This is a genomic window from Lactobacillus kalixensis DSM 16043 (genome assembly GCF_001434335.1).
GTDB lineage: Bacteria > Bacillota > Bacilli > Lactobacillales > Lactobacillaceae > Lactobacillus > Lactobacillus kalixensis.
This window is the reverse complement of record NZ_AZFM01000044.1, coordinates 1-11214: the sequence shown is the minus strand read 5'-3', so window position 1 is coordinate 11214 and position 11214 is coordinate 1. Positions and strand designations below refer to the sequence as shown.

At 36.5% G+C, this 11214-nt stretch carries 29 protein-coding genes; 24 read left to right on the top strand and 5 right to left on the bottom strand.

Annotated elements, in window-relative coordinates; translation table 11 throughout:
- Positions 1 to 50: 50 nt before the first annotated feature.
- From FC46_RS08980 to FC46_RS08970, 3 genes are read right to left on the bottom strand one after another with little or no spacing between them, the layout of a single operon-like run.
- Positions 51 to 365 carry a hypothetical protein gene (locus tag FC46_RS08980; RefSeq protein WP_057799955.1) on the bottom strand — a complete coding sequence of 105 codons (315 nt, stop codon included), beginning with the start codon at positions 363 to 365 and terminating at the stop codon, positions 51 to 53.
- A 24-nt stretch (positions 366 to 389) separates the two neighbouring features.
- Positions 390 to 773 carry an ImmA/IrrE family metallo-endopeptidase gene (locus FC46_RS08975; RefSeq protein ID WP_057799952.1) on the bottom strand — a complete coding sequence of 128 codons (384 nt, stop codon included), beginning with the start codon at positions 771 to 773 and terminating at the stop codon, positions 390 to 392.
- A complete protein-coding gene (locus FC46_RS08970) occupies positions 757 to 1095 on the bottom strand; it encodes a helix-turn-helix domain-containing protein (RefSeq protein WP_057799950.1) in 339 nt (112 codons plus the stop codon). Before FC46_RS08970 ends, FC46_RS08975 begins: the two co-directional genes overlap by 17 nt.
- 269 nt (positions 1096 to 1364) lie before the next feature.
- Here FC46_RS08970 and FC46_RS08965 point away from each other — a divergent pair, with 269 nt between their 5' ends.
- From FC46_RS08965 to FC46_RS08945, 6 genes are read left to right on the top strand one after another with little or no spacing between them, the layout of a single operon-like run.
- Positions 1365 to 1553 carry a helix-turn-helix domain-containing protein gene (locus tag FC46_RS08965; protein ID WP_057799948.1) on the top strand — a complete coding sequence of 63 codons (189 nt, stop codon included), beginning with the start codon at positions 1365 to 1367 and terminating at the stop codon, positions 1551 to 1553.
- 13 nt (positions 1554 to 1566) lie between these two features.
- Positions 1567 to 1779, top strand: a complete 213-nt coding sequence (locus tag FC46_RS08960) for a helix-turn-helix domain-containing protein (RefSeq protein WP_057799946.1) — start codon at positions 1567 to 1569, stop codon at positions 1777 to 1779.
- Complete coding sequence (locus FC46_RS08955; protein WP_057799945.1) at positions 1780 to 2625, top strand: ORF6N domain-containing protein; 846 nt, start codon at positions 1780 to 1782, stop codon at positions 2623 to 2625.
- Positions 2613 to 2798 (top strand): hypothetical protein, encoded by a 186-nt coding sequence (locus tag FC46_RS10375; protein ID WP_236702310.1) that lies wholly within the window; start codon positions 2613 to 2615, stop codon positions 2796 to 2798. The genes FC46_RS08955 and FC46_RS10375 overlap by 13 nt, the downstream gene beginning before the upstream one ends.
- Positions 2791 to 2976: a hypothetical protein gene (locus tag FC46_RS08950; protein WP_057799943.1), complete on the top strand. Its 186-nt coding sequence runs from the start codon at positions 2791 to 2793 to the stop codon at positions 2974 to 2976. The genes FC46_RS10375 and FC46_RS08950 overlap by 8 nt, the downstream gene beginning before the upstream one ends.
- 10 nt (positions 2977 to 2986) lie before the next feature.
- Entirely contained in the window at positions 2987 to 3208 is a 222-nt protein-coding gene (locus FC46_RS08945; RefSeq protein ID WP_057799941.1) for a hypothetical protein, read from the top strand.
- Here FC46_RS08945 and FC46_RS08940 read toward each other — a convergent pair.
- Positions 3198 to 3443 (bottom strand): hypothetical protein, encoded by a 246-nt coding sequence (locus tag FC46_RS08940; RefSeq protein ID WP_057799939.1) that lies wholly within the window; start codon positions 3441 to 3443, stop codon positions 3198 to 3200. The genes FC46_RS08945 and FC46_RS08940 overlap by 11 nt on opposite strands.
- A 61-nt stretch (positions 3444 to 3504) precedes the next feature.
- Here FC46_RS08940 and FC46_RS10435 point away from each other — a divergent pair, with 61 nt between their 5' ends.
- The gene (locus FC46_RS10435) at positions 3505 to 3636 is read left to right on the top strand and encodes a hypothetical protein (RefSeq protein WP_269079433.1); all 132 of its coding nucleotides are present in this window, start codon (positions 3505 to 3507) and stop codon (positions 3634 to 3636) included.
- Here FC46_RS10435 and FC46_RS08935 read toward each other — a convergent pair.
- Positions 3608 to 3961: a hypothetical protein gene (locus FC46_RS08935; RefSeq protein ID WP_057799937.1), complete on the bottom strand. Its 354-nt coding sequence runs from the start codon at positions 3959 to 3961 to the stop codon at positions 3608 to 3610. The two genes, FC46_RS10435 and FC46_RS08935, sit on opposite strands and share 29 nt — an antisense overlap.
- A 53-nt stretch (positions 3962 to 4014) precedes the next feature.
- On the opposite strand from FC46_RS08935, the gene FC46_RS08930 reads away from it, so the two are divergent.
- The 17 genes from FC46_RS08930 to FC46_RS08860 all read left to right on the top strand — a co-directional run bounded on the left by FC46_RS08930 (position 4015) and on the right by FC46_RS08860 (position 11173).
- The gene (locus FC46_RS08930) at positions 4015 to 4311 is read left to right on the top strand and encodes a hypothetical protein (protein WP_057799935.1); all 297 of its coding nucleotides are present in this window, start codon (positions 4015 to 4017) and stop codon (positions 4309 to 4311) included.
- A complete protein-coding gene (locus tag FC46_RS08925) occupies positions 4304 to 4522 on the top strand; it encodes a hypothetical protein (RefSeq protein WP_057799933.1) in 219 nt (72 codons plus the stop codon). Before FC46_RS08930 ends, FC46_RS08925 begins: the two co-directional genes overlap by 8 nt.
- A 2-nt stretch (positions 4523 to 4524) precedes the next feature.
- The gene (locus FC46_RS10180; RefSeq protein ID WP_157046822.1) at positions 4525 to 4671 is read left to right on the top strand and encodes a hypothetical protein; all 147 of its coding nucleotides are present in this window, start codon (positions 4525 to 4527) and stop codon (positions 4669 to 4671) included.
- 158 nt (positions 4672 to 4829) lie between these two features.
- Positions 4830 to 4955 (top strand): hypothetical protein, encoded by a 126-nt coding sequence (locus FC46_RS10430; protein ID WP_269079432.1) that lies wholly within the window; start codon positions 4830 to 4832, stop codon positions 4953 to 4955.
- Between the two features lie 16 nt (positions 4956 to 4971).
- Positions 4972 to 5193, top strand: a complete 222-nt coding sequence (locus FC46_RS08920; RefSeq protein WP_057799931.1) for a hypothetical protein — start codon at positions 4972 to 4974, stop codon at positions 5191 to 5193.
- A 179-nt stretch (positions 5194 to 5372) separates the two neighbouring features.
- Positions 5373 to 5726, top strand: coding sequence for a hypothetical protein (locus FC46_RS08915; RefSeq protein WP_057799929.1), 354 nt, complete (start codon positions 5373 to 5375; stop codon positions 5724 to 5726).
- Positions 5726 to 5986, top strand: a complete 261-nt coding sequence (locus FC46_RS08910) for a hypothetical protein (RefSeq protein ID WP_057799927.1) — start codon at positions 5726 to 5728, stop codon at positions 5984 to 5986. Before FC46_RS08915 ends, FC46_RS08910 begins: the two co-directional genes overlap by 1 nt.
- A 2-nt stretch (positions 5987 to 5988) precedes the next feature.
- Positions 5989 to 6849, top strand: a complete 861-nt coding sequence (locus FC46_RS08905; protein ID WP_057799925.1) for a Sak single strand annealing protein — start codon at positions 5989 to 5991, stop codon at positions 6847 to 6849.
- A 13-nt stretch (positions 6850 to 6862) separates the two neighbouring features.
- Positions 6863 to 7699, top strand: coding sequence for a MarR family transcriptional regulator (locus FC46_RS08900; RefSeq protein ID WP_057799923.1), 837 nt, complete (start codon positions 6863 to 6865; stop codon positions 7697 to 7699).
- 12 nt (positions 7700 to 7711) lie between these two features.
- Positions 7712 to 8512: an ATP-binding protein gene (locus FC46_RS08895; RefSeq protein WP_057799921.1), complete on the top strand. Its 801-nt coding sequence runs from the start codon at positions 7712 to 7714 to the stop codon at positions 8510 to 8512.
- A gap of 31 nt (positions 8513 to 8543) precedes the next feature.
- Entirely contained in the window at positions 8544 to 8855 is a 312-nt protein-coding gene (locus FC46_RS08890) for a hypothetical protein (protein ID WP_057799919.1), read from the top strand.
- Between the two features lie 79 nt (positions 8856 to 8934).
- Positions 8935 to 9342 carry a hypothetical protein gene (locus FC46_RS08885; protein ID WP_201779060.1) on the top strand — a complete coding sequence of 136 codons (408 nt, stop codon included), beginning with the start codon at positions 8935 to 8937 and terminating at the stop codon, positions 9340 to 9342.
- Positions 9343 to 9530: 188 nt separating this feature from the next.
- Positions 9531 to 10061 (top strand): nucleotide modification associated domain-containing protein, encoded by a 531-nt coding sequence (locus FC46_RS10065; protein WP_083478049.1) that lies wholly within the window; start codon positions 9531 to 9533, stop codon positions 10059 to 10061.
- Positions 10042 to 10305 carry a hypothetical protein gene (locus tag FC46_RS08875; protein WP_057799917.1) on the top strand — a complete coding sequence of 88 codons (264 nt, stop codon included), beginning with the start codon at positions 10042 to 10044 and terminating at the stop codon, positions 10303 to 10305. Before FC46_RS10065 ends, FC46_RS08875 begins: the two co-directional genes overlap by 20 nt.
- Entirely contained in the window at positions 10289 to 10513 is a 225-nt protein-coding gene (locus FC46_RS08870) for a hypothetical protein (protein WP_057799915.1), read from the top strand. Before FC46_RS08875 ends, FC46_RS08870 begins: the two co-directional genes overlap by 17 nt.
- Positions 10510 to 10929 (top strand): single-stranded DNA-binding protein, encoded by a 420-nt coding sequence (ssb, locus tag FC46_RS08865; protein ID WP_057799913.1) that lies wholly within the window; start codon positions 10510 to 10512, stop codon positions 10927 to 10929. The genes FC46_RS08870 and ssb overlap by 4 nt, the downstream gene beginning before the upstream one ends.
- Positions 10930 to 10942: 13 nt before the next feature.
- Entirely contained in the window at positions 10943 to 11173 is a 231-nt protein-coding gene (locus FC46_RS08860) for a hypothetical protein (protein WP_057799911.1), read from the top strand.
- Positions 11174 to 11214 lie beyond the last annotated feature (41 nt).

Genomic DNA, 11214 nt, shown 5'->3' with positions numbered 1-11214 from the left:
GAAAAAGCCAGAACCTATAAAGCTTCCAGCTTATTTAGTGCTTTCAAGTTTCAGTTATTTACTGATTTATTCTCAATTTTATTGGGAACATCAAAAACAAAACCAAGTTCCAAGAAATTTTTATATCCAATTTCTCCAACTGGTATATCAACTGAAGTTTCTATTAATGTGGAGTTTTCAGCTTTTGCAACACAATATAATTGATTAACAGGAGTTTTCTCCATTTTTTCTTTATCTTTTTCATTTATATAAAAAGTAAGATTAGCGATAGTATTAGTTAGTTCATTCTTATTGGTAGGAATAAAATTAACTTTTGCTGTATCACTAGTATTTATATAAAAAGAAGTTAAATTAAATTTTGTCATTTTTAGAGGTTCCTTCTAGAGTCTTCAGTTTTTGGACCATTTAATCACATCAAAACAATAATCTCTTAAATATGTAGGGATATGGTAATATCTTATGAATGTATCTATATTGTATAATTCGGGGTCCAATTCATCGAAATAATATTCTGCGAGAAGCTTAACCGCTAATTTATTGGCGCCACCTTCTATAGATGACTTACTTTGTGTGAAATACAAAATCCCAGGATCATCATTCAAAATATGTGCGATTTCGTGTGCTAATGGAAAAGGCTCATAATTATTAATAACTACTAAACGTCTTTTAGGATCAGAAAAAGGGACGTTTATTTTTTTGTCTAAAATTATTGAAATTTGATTATCATAAGCAAAATTAAAAAGGTATTTAGTAGTGTTATTCATGATTTTCATCGAATCTCTTAAGTAAACCACGGATATAATCCATGTCTTCTGCAGGTATTTCTTTACCTTGATAAGTAAACAAAACATCATCATCAGCTAAGTCGGCTGATTTAGTATTAATATCATCTGATATATTTGGATTATCTGTTTTACCATTCAAATAATCGGTTGAAGTATGCAAAACATCTGCAACTTTTTGAAGTTTATCTATTCTTGGTGTTTTCTTTCTCCAACTATAAATGGTATTTGGGCTAATACCCGTTTTTTCCGCTATATCTTGCAGCGACATATCAAATTTTTTAGCTCTTTCTTTTATTCTATCTAATAGCATTTATAAGTACCTCAAAAGATACTTACACAAATTATTTCAAAAAAGTACAAAAATACTGTTGACTAATTTGTACTTAAGTACTAATATAATTCCTGTAAGTTAATTAGTAATAAAAAAACGCAATAAGAAACGCACATAAAAAACAGGTAGGGGTATTTGTTTAATGCTTATTTCTTATGCTTTCATATTACTATTTAGTACAAAAATATGCAACATGATTTTGTACTTTTCTACTTACTAAAAAAATCTTATAAGTGAGAGGTGATTATATGCCATCAACAAAACCAGGTCGGGAACTTGTTGCTAGCTATCTCAAAGACAACGGCATCAAGTCAACAGACTTAGCAAAGATGTATGGAATGACAAAGCAAGAAGTTTCAAACTACCTTACTGGTTCAAAAACTAATCCTGCTGCTAATCAGTTCATTCTAAAGGTTATTCGTGATTTCAAGATTTAGAAAGGAGTTTAATATGTCACTTTATTCAGCAGTAAAGGACGTGGCATTCAAGAATGGTAAATCAATTTACCAAATAGAGCACGATCTTCACTTATCAAATGGAAATATCAGTAAGTGGAATAAGAGCATGCCGCGAGCTGATGTGTTACAAGATGTCGCTGATTATTTAGGAGTTACAACACAATTTCTATTTAAGTTAGCAAGAGAAGATAGAGAGGAAAAATAAATGGAACCTTTAAAAGTTTTAGGAACCGAGAAAGTCGGAAAAATCGAATTTACTGGAATTGAAGGTGGTTTCGGTGAAGGCAAGAAAGCAATGTTAGCTAATGATGTTGCAACAATTCACCTAACTGACACCAGAACTATTAATCAAACTATTAATAGGAATCGTAAAAGATTTAAAGATGGTATCGACATCATTGATCTAAAACAGATCACTGACAGTGATCTGTTTATGAAGTTAGGATTTACAAAAGCTCAATGGGGCAATGCGAACCACATTTACCTATTATCCGAGCGTGGATATGCAAAGCTCTTGAAGATCATGGACGATGACAAAGCATGGGATATCTACGATGACTTAGTTGATAACTACTTCAATATGCGAGTAGCGATTAAAGAAAATAAACCATCGATTGCTTCTCAAGAACGGTTAGCAATCATGAAGGACAATGCAGCGACTCGCAAAGCAAACATGCTTTACAAGATTGCAATGGCTACTGATTCCAATAGTTCTAAACAGCAATTATTAGCGAGAGCCGCTAAAGAAATTACTGGTGAAATGACTATCCCAATTATGAAAGAGAAAGAATATTCGGCCGGTGATATTGCTAAAAAGCTAGGCACTACAGCGGCTATGGTGGGAAGAACTGCTAACCAGTTAGGGCTTAAAGCTGAACAACCGGGGCAAAACGAATACGGTAGATGGACAAATAGCAAATCGCGTTATTCAGATAAGGAAGTACCACAGTGGCTTTACACGGAAAAAGGCTACAGAGCAGTCAAGAAAGGACTAGAAAAACGACTGAATACGAAAACGTTAGAGATGCACTCAAAGAGCTGGTCCGACTAAACGAACCGGGCACTACCTATAGTAAGGTCTCTACCATCATAGATAGTGGAATTAAGAAAGATGAAAGAGATTTTACTATTAGAGATTTGCAAGATTCTAACTACGAACTTTTAGCAAATGTTTGTGATCTGTTAGGTATGAGTGAAGTTTACTTGGAGGATGACAATGATTGATATTAAAAAAATCAGCTCTGAAGATTTACTTCGAGAACTGATTGATAGAAGGGTTTTAGACACACACACTTACTTCACTATCAATGAAAAGAAAAAAGAAGTAAGAGAAATTCTAAAACTTATAGAAAAGCATGTTGAAGAAGCTATGAATCAAAGTTCTTTCGATAAAGAAGAATGAGGTGAGAAAGATGAAAGAACACAATGAAATTACTGTTCATGTTAATACTTCAGAAATTGATCAAGCTCAAGCAAAAATTGATCACTTGATTGAATCTGTTGAAAAGTTGGATAACCTTATTTCAAAACAAAATAAAAAGCTTGCCAAAATTGACAAGCTTGATGATGAAAAAGTTATTCAGAAGTTAGAAGAACTTATTTCTAAGGCAATAGATGAAGGAGCTAATTTCTAACATCCAAAAACTTTTTCAACATAAAACGAACGAGTTGATTAGTACGATTTGATTCGGCTTCAAATAATTTTGCAGAAATTAGCATCATTTTTTCATCAGAGCTTTTAGCTTGGTGAAATTCCATAGTAAAAGATTCATCATGCAACAAATCATGAAGCTGATTACTTGAATGATACTGATCATTAAACTCTTGAAGAAATTCCTTGTACTTATCATTGAATTCTTGTTCAGTCATCAAATCACCTCCTTAGTTGAGATGATTTAAGTTTACCAAAAATAGAAAGGGGGTGAGAAAGATGGATTCACACGATGACTTAGACGAAAAAGTTAAAAAGTTCGATAGAAAAGTTATTTGTGACTACTTAATTCCAATTTTTGTAAGTTTAGTTACCACTTTGCTTACTTTGGCTGCAATATATGCCAGATAAACGGGATTAATTGAGTAGTTACTAAGGTAGTTATGACAGATACCGCGATTGGAACGAAAACACTTCTAAAAAGAAATCTTTTAAGTTCTTCACGTCGTTGTTGAAAATAGTGTTCCCCTTCAGGAGAAAGAGCGTAATCCCAATCAACTGTATTGGTGATATGATTTCTAACTTCAGTTTTTGGAACAGTTTTAACAAGACCTTTATTTTGAAGATCTTGAATTAAATAAGGGTCTTTTGTAACTGCTGGATCATTACGATTTATAGCTTTACGTTTGGCTAGTTTCTTTAAAAGAGTACGTTCAGTTCTAATAGTTTCAGTCATTTTATTACCTGCTTTCATATCAGTAATTTTAACAAATAAGTGAGGTGATAAAAATGCAATTCACTATAGACAATGCAGAGATTATTAAAGCGGTTGATGAAATCATGAAAGAGCGTGGATACGTTCCTGAAGATTCCATCAAAGGAAAAACAATCGGAATTAAAGAGTTTGCAAAAAAGTATTGCTACCCACATGGTATTGACTGGGTAAAAGCTGAAATCTTTTACAAGTTCAAACCTAACTGGGTGATTGACATTCATCCAGGCGTTGGACGTGGCTTCACGATTTTTGAAGATGAAGCGGCTGAATGGATGAAAGAACATCGAAAGGAGATTGATTGGAATGCGTGACGAAAGAGTAACGATTATGGACTTACCTAAAACCAAAAAGCAGATCGAAGAAAACAACAAACTAAGTAATAGAGCTAAAAGACTGTGGATGGACTTACTCAACGAGTTTTTCCAACCAGAAAAGCCCTTTAATGGCCGTGAAGCTGCCTTAATCGGTGTGAGTTTCTTGGCTGTGATTCTATCAGCAGCTTATATGATTTTGGGGGCTTAACGATGAAGAAGGTAACAAAGTGGTTTAACTATCTGTTTGAAACAGATTTAACAGAAACACAGTTTGTGTTAATTAGCGTGGCGGTGGTTATGCTTTTAGCGTTTTCGATAACAGCATTGTTAACCATCCCTTCACCATTTGGAATTTAGGAGGCAAAAAATGAACAAGGAAGAAAAGTTAAACGAGTTACTTAGACAAGATCAAAGACGGAGATATCGAGGGATTAAACATTGTTCTATCAATTTATAAGGAAGACGGCAGCAACGATGTTGTCTTAATCGCTGGCAGAGAAAGTGTCATTCGCGCGATGGTATCGCTACTTGGTCATAAAGTTGATGAAGCAACTGCAGAGGCTAGAAAGTCAAACAAAATGACATTAAAAGAAAGAATTAAGGCAGCCTTTAGCCGATTGAGAAATCGGCTTGGTATCTAAAAAGGGAGGTGGTTAAATGAGCACACTAGATACGTGGCTGTTAAAGCGTGCGGCTTATACCGGTATCGCGTTTAGCAAGTTTGATATCTATGAAGATTCCATAAAAGCCATTGCAGATGTAGAAGGCATTTCTGAGCTGGAGGCGTCTTATGAAGTCGCAAAGTTCGCGACAGAAACACTTATTGAATTTAACGAGGAGGATAAAGATGAAGATTCCGAGCAGACTACACAAGAGTAATACAAAGTTAATTGCTGCAAGCAACGCCTTGCACACTTACTTGGTTAAGGAAGTAAAGCCCTTGAAAAGTAAAAGCTTTGTTAAAAAAGTGCAAAAAAACGCGGAATCTTACTGGTTGCCAACACAGGTGAACCGATAGGATCCGCGCAATCAAAAAAACAATACGAGGTAATTATATCATGTTTTATACGAATGATGATTTGAAATTAGTAGCTATCACAGAGCCAGATACACTAGTTGTTGATGCTGGCGGTGAAATGACACTAGTTGGCAATAATGGCGTTGAAAATATAGAAATTTATACTCCACAGGAGTTCATGGAATGGCGCTTAAAGGAAAACGGGAACTCTTTAGACAAGTTGGCTAAAGAGATATATGAATCAACCGTCGGTATGACTATCAGTGAACCGATGGCACTTCTAGACGATCTGAGCAGCGACGATTACAACCTTTATCAGCTAATCTTAGATGATTACGACGCTGATAAGATAGGCGATTATCTTACTTATCAAGATATTGGGGTGGTTTACTGATGTACGAAATAAAAAAACAATTTGATGAGTTGATTGACAACTTGTCAATTTATCAAAAGGAAATGTTAGAAGACGCTAAAACGATTGGAACTTATCGCAAAGACATTCAGTACGTTAAAGAGTTCAAGTACAACTTTGATTCGTCTTACAATGCTACGCCCGAAGAGCAGGTAATGGCTGCTTTTAACACAATGATCGAAAATACAACGAAGAAATTAAGAGATGCCGCTCTTGATGAGAAGAGCACTAAGGAGGACTAAAAATGGTTGCTGATTCTAGCAAGGCGCTGCTTAAAAAAGAAGCTAATGATGAAAAGAGCTTGTCAAAACTCACTAAAGACGAGCTTATCCAAAAGATCAAAGAACAAGAATCGAAAACAGAAGTCAAAAAGAGCGTCTATGAAACATTATCCAAGATTGATGTAACTAAATATCTTGAAAAAGCCGGCGAGAGATACGACAAGGAAAATAAGAAGTATGTCCCACTTAATTATCTCCCTTGGGCTAAGGCGTGGGGCTTAGTTAAGGCGGCTTACCCGCGAGCAAATTACAAATTGCTTGAATATCCTAACTATATCCAAACCAAGAACGGCTTAGAACTTGCCGGTGTACTTGACTATCGAATTACTAAAATCGGTTGTGAAGTAGGCGCAACCGTCGAAATTGAAGGCGAATCATATACTCAACGCCTATATGTAATGGATCAAAAAAACAAGCCAGTAAGCGACCCTGACATCGCTCAAATTAACAAGGCTCAAATGAGAGCTTTAGTTAAGGCGTTGGCTATTGCAGGATTAGGCTTAGACGTTTACGCCGGCGAAGATTTACCGAGCAATAGCGATGAAACATCGAAGAAGCAAGCTAAGCAAACTGCTAGGCAGAGCGTAAATAAGCAGTATAACACCGGAAATATAAAATATGACGGTCCAGTTGAGGGATGGGCAACAAAAGACTTGGAAAATTATCCAATCAATTTCAACGGCAAGGTAATTTTATTATCACAAGCGTTTAATAGCGTTCAAAGTGGCAATCAGAAAGCCAAAGAATTTGTTGATAGCCTTAAGGGCGTTGCTTCCGATGCTTATGTTGAATTAAATAAGAAATTTATCGCGCAAAGCAATTAATTAGGTAACGGATATGAATGAAGAGTTTGAGTTTAATGGCGTTAAGGCATTTGCACCAATACCAGCAGCCTTATATGAAGACGAATTTTTAATGAAGAAATATCCAAGAGCGATTCTTCTTTTAGGTCAAATTCTAGGAATGCTGAATACAACCGGCAGCTTTTATATGTCAAATGACAAGATAGCAAAGCGTATGAAAGCTACTAAACAGGCTGTTAACGATTGGCTGAAAATACTTGAAGAGCGTAACTATATAAGGCGTGAAAAAATACACGACAAAGAAACAAATGCGGTAATTGGCAGGAAGATTTATGCAGGTGAAGCCCTAGTAAAGTGTACTTCACTAGGGTGGTCAACTGCGGTTGGTGGGGGTAGTAAAGCGGAGCTTAATGGGGTAGTAAAGCCCACTTGGTATAAAGAGAACAATTCAAGAGAACAGAATAATAGAACAAATAATAATAGCTCAACCAAAGTTGAGCAACAAAAACCTAAACCAAAGTCACTAACCAAAAAGCTTGAAGAAGAGTTTGAGCAGATATGGAAGGATTATCCAAAAAAGAGAGGTAAGCAGAAAGCCTTGTCTCACTATAAAGCTTGGAGAAAGAGATCAAAGGCAAATACCTTTGAGAGAGCCAAGCAAGCCCTATCTGACTATAAACGGTACGTTGAAACTACACGTGCAAATGGATTTAGAGATTTGCAGTGGCGCGATGGCTCAACTTGGTTTAATGGCGGCATGGACGATGATTACAGCGTAGATGATGCAAACGGCAAAAAGCTGCAGAATCTTGACTCACTGTTAAACACCGCACCGGAAGGGATTATTAGTGACGATGATTTACCGTTTTAAGGAGGCGATTAGATGCAGTTAGCAAGTTTTCCTAGACCGGTTGAAACGGATGATATATGCCCTATACATCACGTGAGAAAAGTTGTTTCTCCATGGAAAAAAGGACCAAAAGAGCCATTCTGTCCGGTCTGCCAACAAGAGCAAAACCAAAAAGAGCTACGTCAAGCAGGGTTGAAGATGCTCGATAACCAAAAACGGGGCTTTCTTACTGACAAGGAACACAAGGAACTTGTCAGAGATAAGAACGTTTTTAAAAACTCATTTGACAACTTTAGGCAAGATACACCTAAGGAACGAGAAGTATTTCAGCAGGTCCGGCACATTGCCGGCGAGTATCTCAAATATCCAAACAAGCAGTTTAATACGCTGCTGACTGGTACGCCGGGTGGCGGCAAGACACACCTAGCCTGGGGGATGCTCAAAGCAATAAACGATAACGCTGAGCCGGCTCAAAAGTGTCTATTTTTAAACTTTAGCAACGCCCTAACTATCATCAAAAGTGGTTTCGGCAAGCTCAATCCAAAATGGACACAAGAAACCGTCACTAATCTAGCCTTAGAGGCAGATGTACTGGTATTAGATGATTTAGGAACTGAGTCGGCTATGGGGAGAAGCACTGGTCCTACACAGTGGGTATCTGATATGTTGTACGACATTCTAGAGGGGCAAAAACGGGTTATAGCGACGTCTAATTTGTCTTTAGATGAAATACAGCGGATATATGATCCAAAGCTTGTGTCGCGGCTTTTGAGGGGCAGCAGAGGGCACATCGTGTCCTTTGATGGTGTCGAAGATGAAAGATTATCAATGTGATCTAAAAAATTGCAGACAAGAGGTACTAGCCATGAACAAAAACAAAGAAGAAAAAGAACTTAATAAGAGCCTTTGCCCTTTGTGTCAAACAATTGGTGAAGGCGGCAAGTTTATTCAATACAAGAATGAAAATGGAAAAACTGAATTTTTAATGAGTAACAGCATTCCTTGTGAACTTGAATTAAAGACAAACAGTAAGCTGGACAATGTTAACTACATGGAATTGCTGAAATCTGAAGATAGTGAATACTTTCTAAGCGTTTATAACGTTGATTCAGGTGATTATGCAACTAAGCGGCTTAACTACTGCTTTATATGTGGTCGGAAGCTTGCGGATGACTGAACAAGAATACATTACAACGATTTTATGAAAGCTATGAAGTTATCACATGAATTTTTAGCAGGACAGGAGAAGAAAACAAATGGATAGAGTTACAGAAGCATACGCCCAAGTTTACGGATGGAAGGTAAACGAAGAACAGGATATTGAGCCACCATACAGCAGTTATCCTTTACCTGATTTCGTTACAGATCGTATTAAGTGGTTGATCGATGAAAGACACGCCAATGAAGGAATGCTGACTTTTAGAGGGATGTTCTCAATGCTACTAGACATTGACAAGAACGAAGACAACTTAAAAGAAGAATGGGAATGGGGCGCTTTATCAGATTACAGACCATTCACTAAAGAATATAAAGAATGGCTTGATGATCCAATTCTTAGCGATATAAGACGTGTGGCCGTTATTATCGCGACTGTTTACTGGAAAGGAGAAAAGGATGAGCAAAATACATTTAAAACCAGGGAACACCATAGCAGACGGCTATAAAACCTATGTTATGAGAAATAGTGGGCGTATCGAGTACGTTAGTTCAGGTGCTCACGCTGAATACCATGTAAGTGGTGCAGAGTTAATGAATTTGTTCTTTAGAGAAAACGCCGTTAAGCCGCTAGTGAAAGGGTTTGAAACATTAGGTTTGATCTTTACAAACCGCTACCCCAGGAAGGATTAAAGAAATGATAATTGAAGAATTGGAAAAACGGTTAAAAAAGATTAGCACACATTTTAAATTGATACGGTTTGATATTGATAATCAACTTCCGCTAGAGATTGATTATGCCCCTGAGAATGAAGAGCCATTCGAAGTTTATAACTTTTCTAGGGATTACTATTACTTAAAAAGAATCAGTGAATACGTTACAAATGATCAATTAAATGTGCTGCTTTTTCTCATAAATCAGTGGAATGATGAACATTTTAAGACTAACAATCCATTCAAAAAATACACGGATGACCTAGCAGATACACTGCTGTCTAAAAATAAGGCTTATGGTGATTCGTTTACTAAGTCTATTGATAAGTACGGTTTACCTGTCATTGGTATTCGCCTTAGCGATAAGTACAACAGAATTGAACATTTAATTACTAATAATGAATTCAAGGAAAACGATGAATCTTTAGCAGATACATTGTTAGATACTGCGGGGTATTCAATCCTTGCTTTGAAATATTTGAAGGAGCACGAAAATGAAATTAGTAAGAATTAGAAAAGACTACATTGACCACTACTCATTGTCTTATCACGGTGAATACTACATTGACGGTGAATTAATCGACAACGATTTATATGGCACTGCTGAAGTAGTAAAAGAAACCGCAACTAATGCTGATCTTGAACGCCTTCAACATGACATTGAAACACTTGATCTTAAGTGGGATAGAGTTGAAAAAATGAGCTTTAATCCATTTGAGCTGTTAAGCGAAAGAGAAACCAATGACAACATTAACTAAAATTAGTGACTTATCAGAGCTAGAAAAAGAAGAAAGACAGACAGTGCTTGCTTATGATACGGTTATTGCTTTTGAAAATAACGATTTAGGCACTTTCAATAGAAAGGTTGCTGAAATTGCGGAATTAAGAGGAGAACCGGTTCAAGTGGTACGTCACGAAGTATGCAAAGGCATCTTTAAAGGGATGAAAGTAGTAGGGAATAAATGATTAATAGAAGTGTATTAGTTGGTAGATTAACCAAGGATGTTGATTTAAGACAAACTCAAAGCGGTACTAATGTTGCTAGTTTTACTTTAGCAGTAAGTAGACCGTTCAAGGATGCTCAAGGTAATAGAGAAGCAGACTTCATTCAATGTATCGCTTGGAGAAAGACCGCTGAAATATTGAATCAATATGCACATAAAGGTTCATTGATTGGGGTTGATGGTCGTATTCAAACAAGAAGCTATCAAAACAAGGATAATCAACGTGTTTATGTAACTGAAGTAGTTGCTGATAGTATCACGTTCTTAGATTCAAGACCTAAGGGGCAAAATGGGGCACAGAATGCATCCCAACCACCACAAGACCCATTTCAAGGATCAGGTGACATAACTGTTACTGATGATGATTTACCGTTTTAAGGAGTGATTAACCATGCTAGTTAATGGCGTATGGGTAACGTTCTATAACTTGTATGAGTGGAGCGTATCAAGATTAAGAGATATTAAAGCTACTCTTAGCGATAATATCGAAAAGAGCAGAGGGGATAAGGAGTTTCAAGCCTGCTTAATCAAGCTAATTGATATTGAGATAGATCGTAAGATTCGCACCGAGAATATTGATTTAAGTGCTGAAAGAAAGAGTAGATCAATTACTGAAACTTGAAAGCACTAAATAAGCTGGAAGCTTTATAGGTTCTGGCTTTT

Excerpts from the sequence above, each read along its gene's own strand:
- FC46_RS10065 (WP_083478049.1), top strand. The coding sequence starts at position 9,531 with ATGATAATTGAAGAATTGGAAAAACGGTTAAAAAAGATTAGCACACAT.
- FC46_RS08895 (WP_057799921.1), top strand. The coding sequence starts at position 7,712 with ATGCAGTTAGCAAGTTTTCCTAGACCGGTTGAAACGGATGATATATGC.
- FC46_RS08940 (WP_057799939.1), bottom strand. The coding sequence starts at position 3,443 with ATGACTGAACAAGAATTCAATGATAAGTACAAGGAATTTCTTCAAGAG.
- FC46_RS08965 (WP_057799948.1), top strand. The coding sequence starts at position 1,365 with ATGCCATCAACAAAACCAGGTCGGGAACTTGTTGCTAGCTATCTCAAA.
- FC46_RS10180 (WP_157046822.1), top strand. The coding sequence starts at position 4,525 with ATGAAGAAGGTAACAAAGTGGTTTAACTATCTGTTTGAAACAGATTTA.
- FC46_RS08930 (WP_057799935.1), top strand. The coding sequence starts at position 4,015 with ATGCAATTCACTATAGACAATGCAGAGATTATTAAAGCGGTTGATGAA.
- FC46_RS08935 (WP_057799937.1), bottom strand. The coding sequence starts at position 3,961 with ATGACTGAAACTATTAGAACTGAACGTACTCTTTTAAAGAAACTAGCC.
- ssb (WP_057799913.1), top strand. The coding sequence starts at position 10,510 with ATGATTAATAGAAGTGTATTAGTTGGTAGATTAACCAAGGATGTTGAT.
- FC46_RS08890 (WP_057799919.1), top strand. The coding sequence starts at position 8,544 with ATGAACAAAAACAAAGAAGAAAAAGAACTTAATAAGAGCCTTTGCCCT.
- FC46_RS10430 (WP_269079432.1), top strand. The coding sequence starts at position 4,830 with ATGGTATCGCTACTTGGTCATAAAGTTGATGAAGCAACTGCAGAGGCT.
- FC46_RS08900 (WP_057799923.1), top strand. The coding sequence starts at position 6,863 with ATGAATGAAGAGTTTGAGTTTAATGGCGTTAAGGCATTTGCACCAATA.
- FC46_RS08945 (WP_057799941.1), top strand. The coding sequence starts at position 2,987 with ATGAAAGAACACAATGAAATTACTGTTCATGTTAATACTTCAGAAATT.
- FC46_RS08975 (WP_057799952.1), bottom strand. The coding sequence starts at position 773 with ATGAAAATCATGAATAACACTACTAAATACCTTTTTAATTTTGCTTAT.
- FC46_RS08950 (WP_057799943.1), top strand. The coding sequence starts at position 2,791 with ATGATTGATATTAAAAAAATCAGCTCTGAAGATTTACTTCGAGAACTG.
- FC46_RS08980 (WP_057799955.1), bottom strand. The coding sequence starts at position 365 with ATGACAAAATTTAATTTAACTTCTTTTTATATAAATACTAGTGATACA.
- FC46_RS08925 (WP_057799933.1), top strand. The coding sequence starts at position 4,304 with ATGCGTGACGAAAGAGTAACGATTATGGACTTACCTAAAACCAAAAAG.
- FC46_RS08910 (WP_057799927.1), top strand. The coding sequence starts at position 5,726 with ATGTACGAAATAAAAAAACAATTTGATGAGTTGATTGACAACTTGTCA.
- FC46_RS08875 (WP_057799917.1), top strand. The coding sequence starts at position 10,042 with ATGAAATTAGTAAGAATTAGAAAAGACTACATTGACCACTACTCATTG.
- FC46_RS08915 (WP_057799929.1), top strand. The coding sequence starts at position 5,373 with ATGTTTTATACGAATGATGATTTGAAATTAGTAGCTATCACAGAGCCA.
- FC46_RS08960 (WP_057799946.1), top strand. The coding sequence starts at position 1,567 with ATGTCACTTTATTCAGCAGTAAAGGACGTGGCATTCAAGAATGGTAAA.
- FC46_RS08970 (WP_057799950.1), bottom strand. The coding sequence starts at position 1,095 with ATGCTATTAGATAGAATAAAAGAAAGAGCTAAAAAATTTGATATGTCG.
- FC46_RS08920 (WP_057799931.1), top strand. The coding sequence starts at position 4,972 with ATGAGCACACTAGATACGTGGCTGTTAAAGCGTGCGGCTTATACCGGT.
- FC46_RS08955 (WP_057799945.1), top strand. The coding sequence starts at position 1,780 with ATGGAACCTTTAAAAGTTTTAGGAACCGAGAAAGTCGGAAAAATCGAA.
- FC46_RS08870 (WP_057799915.1), top strand. The coding sequence starts at position 10,289 with ATGACAACATTAACTAAAATTAGTGACTTATCAGAGCTAGAAAAAGAA.
- FC46_RS10435 (WP_269079433.1), top strand. The coding sequence starts at position 3,505 with ATGGATTCACACGATGACTTAGACGAAAAAGTTAAAAAGTTCGATAGA.
- FC46_RS08905 (WP_057799925.1), top strand. The coding sequence starts at position 5,989 with ATGGTTGCTGATTCTAGCAAGGCGCTGCTTAAAAAAGAAGCTAATGAT.
- FC46_RS08885 (WP_201779060.1), top strand. The coding sequence starts at position 8,935 with ATGGATAGAGTTACAGAAGCATACGCCCAAGTTTACGGATGGAAGGTA.
- FC46_RS08860 (WP_057799911.1), top strand. The coding sequence starts at position 10,943 with ATGCTAGTTAATGGCGTATGGGTAACGTTCTATAACTTGTATGAGTGG.